The sequence below is a fragment of the Sphingopyxis sp. SCN 67-31 genome (genome assembly GCF_001725095.1).
The window spans coordinates 1-5,362 of the sequence record NZ_MEFH01000039.1 but is presented as its reverse complement, the minus strand read 5'-3'; the positions used below and the strand labels follow the sequence as shown (position 1 = coordinate 5,362).

Annotated in this window: 2 protein-coding genes and 1 pseudogene; all 3 read left to right on the top strand. The window is 64.0% G+C overall.

Features of this window, described 5'->3' with window-relative positions; all coding sequences use genetic code 11:
• Positions 1-273: 273 nt before the first annotated feature.
• Entirely contained in the window at positions 274-1,710 is a 1,437-nt protein-coding gene (ahcY, locus tag ABS88_RS05040) for an adenosylhomocysteinase (protein ID WP_502686138.1), read from the top strand.
• A gap of 158 nt (positions 1,711-1,868) precedes the next feature.
• On the top strand, positions 1,869-4,946 hold the full coding sequence (locus ABS88_RS05035) for a TonB-dependent receptor domain-containing protein (RefSeq protein ID WP_286749328.1): 3,078 nt from the start codon (positions 1,869-1,871) through the stop codon (positions 4,944-4,946).
• A 176-nt stretch (positions 4,947-5,122) separates the two neighbouring features.
• A pseudogene (locus ABS88_RS05030) lies at positions 5,123-5,362 on the top strand (histidine kinase); the annotation flags it as partial.

Here is a 5,362-nt window from a genome sequence, read left to right as displayed (position 1 = left end):
GTGTCACAATTGCGCCCCGCGCGTTGTAACATTGGCGCGCGCCCGAAATTTATTTTGCGCTGCCTCGCGATTGGCGGCGGACGAATCGTGCCTGCGCCGCGTCCGACTGCGACCCGCGCCTTGCAGATATAAAGAAAAGTTTATATTTGAATGGCGACGCGCTTTCGGTTAGGGCGCGCAACATAATTGCTCGACAATTCGGGGCCGCTCGCCTGCGGCCGTACTCGCCAATATGGAGACTCCCCCGTGGCCACCACCGCAGCCAATGCCACCATTACCGCCGCCAATGCCGCAATCGCGGCGGCGAAGACCAAGGACGGCGCCGCCGACTATGTGATTGCCGACATCGGCCTCGCCGACTTCGGCCGCAAGGAAATCGCGATCGCCGAAACCGAAATGCCCGGCCTGATGGCGCTGCGCGCCGAATATGGCGCGGCGCAGCCGCTGAAGGGCGCGCGCATCACCGGATCGCTGCACATGACGATCCAGACCGCGGTGCTGATCGAAACGCTGATCGCGCTGGGCGCCGAGGTGCGCTGGGCGACCTGCAACATCTTTTCGACCCAGGATCATGCCGCCGCCGCGATCGCCGCTGGCGGCACGCCCGTCTTTGCGGTGAAGGGCGAGAGCCTCGCCGAATATTGGGACTATGTCGGCCGGATCTTCGACTGGGGCGACGATCAGACCGCGAACATGATCCTCGACGACGGCGGCGACGCCACGATGTTCGCGCTGTGGGGCGCGCGCGCCGAAGCGGGCGAGCCATTGTTCGAGCCGACCAACGCCGAAGAAGTCGAATTCGTCCGTGCGCTCAAGGAATTCCTTGCCGCCAAGCCGGGCTATCTCACCAAGAGCGTGCGCGCGATCAAGGGCGTGTCGGAAGAAACGACGACCGGCGTCCACCGCCTTTACCAGCTGGCCAAGGAAGGCAAGCTGCCCTTCCCGGCGATCAACGTGAACGACAGCGTCACCAAGTCGAAGTTCGACAATCTGTATGGCTGCAAGGAAAGTCTGGTCGATGCGATCCGCCGCGCGACCGACGTCATGCTGGCCGGCAAGGTTGCGTGCGTTGCGGGCTTTGGCGACGTCGGCAAGGGCTCGGCCGCCTCGCTCCGCAACGGCGGCGCGCGCGTGCTGGTTACCGAAATCGACCCGATCTGCGCGCTGCAGGCGGCGATGGAAGGCTATGAAGTCGTCACGATGGACGAAGCGGTCGCCCGCGCCGACATCTTCTGCACCGCGACCGGCAACGCCGACGTCATCACCGCCGACCATATGGCGGCGATGAAGCCGATGGCGATCGTCTGCAACATCGGCCACTTCGACAGCGAAATCCAGATCGCGGGGCTCGCCAATTACAAGTGGACCGAAGTGAAGCCGGGCACCGACCTCGTCGAATTCCCCGATGGCAAGCAGATCATCGTGCTGGCGAAGGGCCGCCTCGTGAACCTCGGCTGTGCGACGGGACACCCGTCGTTCGTGATGTCGTCGAGCTTCACCAACCAGACGCTCGCGCAGATCGAGCTGTTTACCAAGGCCGACGATTACAAGAACGACGTCTATGTCCTGCCCAAGCATCTCGACGAAAAGGTCGCGGCGCTGCACCTCGAAAAGCTGGGGGTGAAGCTGTCGACGCTGACGCAGAAGCAGGCCGATTATATCGGCGTACCGGTCGAAGGACCGTTCAAGCCCGATCATTATCGTTACTGATCGTTACTAATTTTTCATAAGCAGACTGTAGGGTCGCGCTGCCGTCCGGAGACCGGATGGGGGCGTGGCCCTTTGCTTTTGGGGGTTCGGGGCAACGCTCGCTCGATTCAGATTTTGGTGCGGCCGGGGGGCATCGCTTAAACGAGGGAGTTCCCGGAATGATTACCGTGCGCGCGATGCGAGCAGGGCTTTATGGCGGCCTGTCCGCGCTGGCTATTGTGGCGGCCGCTGCGCCGGCTGCGGCACAGGATGTTGCGCCGGATGCGTCGGCGGATGCCGACAGCAGTACAGAGATCATCGTCACCGGGTCGCGCATTGCGCGCACCGATGCGGACACGATCCAGCCGACACTTGTCACCACCGCCGACCAGATCGACCGCCGCGGCTATACCAATGTCGCGCAGGCGCTGTCGGAAATTGCCGCCTTCGGCGTTCCCGGCAACAGCAATGTCGGTGCGCAGGAGGGGCCGTTCGGTTCGGGGCAGACCTTTGTCGATTTCTTTTCGCTGGGCAGCCAGCGCACGCTGACGCTGGTGAACGGTCGGCGCTTCGTGTCGTCCAATACCGCCTCGGTATTCGGGCCGGTGGGGCCGGGCAGTCAGGTCGACCTTAACGTCATCCCCGAAACGCTGGTCGATCGCATCGAAACGGTCGCGGTCGGCGGCGCCCCCATCTATGGCTCCGATGCGATCGCGGGCACCGTCAACATCATCCTCAAGCGGGATTTCGACGGGCTTGAAATAAAAGGCCAGGCGGGCGTGTCGCAGCGCGGCGACGCGCCGGATTATCGCATCAGCGGCATCTGGGGTGCCGATTTTGCTGACGGGCGGGGCCATATCACGCTGAGCGGCGAATGGAATCGCGCACGCGGCCTCACCACGGGCGATCGCTTTCTGACGAGCGCCGCCGGCCCTTTCTTCACGACCGCCGCCGATCCGGCGTCACCCTTTCAGCAACAGCTCTATTATGATCAGCGGCTCAACGTCTTTACAAATAGCGGCGTACCGCTTGCCTTCGACAGCATCCCCGAATTCGGCGGAATTTTCGATGCATCGGGCAATGTCCTGACGTTCAACGACGCCGGTCGGCTCGTCCCGCTCGACTTCGGGACGCGCACGGGCAGCCTGTTCGAAAGCTCGGGGGGCAACGGCTTCGCGACGAAAGATTATGGCAATCTCTCGACGAACAATGACCGCTATCTCGCAACCGCGCTCGGCAGTTTCGACCTGAGCGACACGGTCCGCTGGTTCGGCGAGGGCTGGTATGCGCACAGCAAAGGGACGAACATCGCGGCCCAGCCGCTGTATAACACGGCGCTGGCCGGACCGGGAACGTCGCCGAACGGCAATCTGGTGCTCAGCCTCGACAATCCCTATCTGAACGACGCCGACCGGGCGACGATCCGTGACAATCTGGCCGCCTATGGTCTGCTCGGCGGGATTCCGATCGATGCCGACGGCGACGGCAATCCCGATTTCACGACGGCTCCCGACAGCTTTCTGATGGCCCGCGCCAATACCGACCTGACGACTGGCCGCGCCGATACGACGGTCGAACTCTATCGCTTCGTCACCGGGTTCGACGGCGAACTCGGCGTCGGCGACCGGATCTACAAATGGGATGTCTCGGCAAACTACGGCCATTCCGAAACGCGTGGGCGCGAACGCGTGCTGGTGCAGCAGAATTTCCTCAATGCGGTCGATGCCGTCGATGAGGGTGTGTTCGGCGGGGGCGCCGCCAACGGCAATATTATCTGCCGCCCCGGATACAGCAACGCGAACATCGCGACGCTCAGTGCCACATGCGCGCCGCTCGACCTGTTCGGTGTCGGCCGCTTCAGCCAGGCGGCGCTCGATTATGTGACGACGATCGCCGATCCGACCGCGACCAATTCGCAGTTCGTGCTGAGCGCGTCGGTCAACGGGCCGCTGTTCCGGCTGCCCGGCGGCGATGTAATCGCCTCGCTCGGCTATGAGCATCGGCACGAGAAGTCCGCTTTCGACCCCGGCGCCTATTATTATGGCGAGGATGTGGGGGGCGGATTCCGGATGCCGTTTGGCCGCAGCATCCCGATCGATCCGGTGCGGGGCAGCTTCACGACGAATGAATTTTCCGGCGAGCTCAAGATTCCGGTCATTTCGCCGGGGATGGACAGCTTCGTCCATGCGTTCGAACTCGACGGCGCGGCGCGCTATATCGATCATTCGGTAGCGGGGGGCGACTGGACGTGGACCGCGGGCGGACGATTGTCGCCGGTCGCCGATGTGACGATCCGCGGCAATTTCACCCGCTCGGTGCGCGCGCCCGCGATCACCGAAAGCTTCAGCCCGACGTCGCTGGCCTTTGCGACGGCCAATGATCCCTGCGATCGCCGCTTCGTCAATTCGGGACCGAACCCGGCGCAGCGGCGCGCAAACTGCATCGCAGCGGGGATAGCGAACCCCGATGCCTTCACGTCGAACATCGTCGGATTCACGGCGCCGATCTCGGTTTCGGGCAATGCCGCACTCAAGAACGAGCGCGCCGACAGCTGGACCGTCGGCGCGATTGTCCGCCCGCGCTTCGTGCCTGGTCTGACGATCACCGCCGACTGGGTCGATATCCGGCTGCGCGATGCGATCATATTGCTCGGTGCCGGCCAGACGCTCGACGCTTGCTATGATGCGGTCGCCTATCCGGCGGCGGTTTGCGGCCAGATCGACCGCGATCCGGGCGGGCAAGTGACTTTCGTGCGGACCGGCTATGCCAATGCGGCGTCGATGGACTTCCGCGGCCTGACCGCCGAAATCGCCTATCGGCGCGAGATTGCGGCCGACACGGCGCTCGGCCTGTCGCTCAATTACTTCTATCTCGACAAGCTCGAAACGCGCGTCGGAACCGGCGATATCGACACCGCGCGCGGCGAAATCGGCAATCCCAAACATTCGTTCACCGCGAATGTCACGGTCGATCGCGGCCCGGTAAACCTGCTCTGGCAAACGCAATATTATGGCAAGAGCGTGTGGAACGCCGACGCGGCGCCCAACGCGCTGGAATATAGCGGTGTCGGCTCGTGGTGGCTGTTCAACGCCTCGATCGGCGTCGACGTGTCGAAGCAGTTTTCGTTGCGCCTGATCGTCGACAATGTCTTCGACGCAAAGCCGCCGTTCCCGGCGCCGGCGGCCAATGGCACGATCACCTATTATTCGGGCATTTTGGGACGCTATTTCCGCGCATCGGCCACGGCAAAATTCTGACCGCGCACCGGCGCGCAATCCTTGCGGGGTGCGCGGGATATTCGACCGGACGAGGCCTTCCGGCGTCCTGTCCCGGCGTGCCTGTGCGGCGGACGATTGAATAGAGGCTGCGCAGTCGATAGGGGCAGACGGATGATATCCGGCGTCCCTGTCGTCCACTTGCTTCGATCGGCGCGATGTCCGTGCCGATGAGCGCGGGCTTGCTCTTCGCGCTCGGCCTGTTCGCCGCGCTCTGGCTGGTCGCCGGGCTGTGGGCGGTCGGGCGCGGGGTTGCGATGCAGCGGCGCTCGGCGTTCGTCGCGGGGCAGACCGAACGGCTCGCCAGCCTGCTCGAAGCGTCTCCCTATCTGCCCGTCGTGGTGCGCGGCGACTGGCGCATCGAGGCGAGCGAGCGGCTCGGCCGCTGGCTCGGGCTC

Coding starts and splice junctions, on each gene's coding strand:
- ABS88_RS05035 (WP_286749328.1), top strand. CDS start 1,869: ATGATTACCGTGCGCGCGATGCGAGCAGGGCTTTATGGCGGCCTGTCC.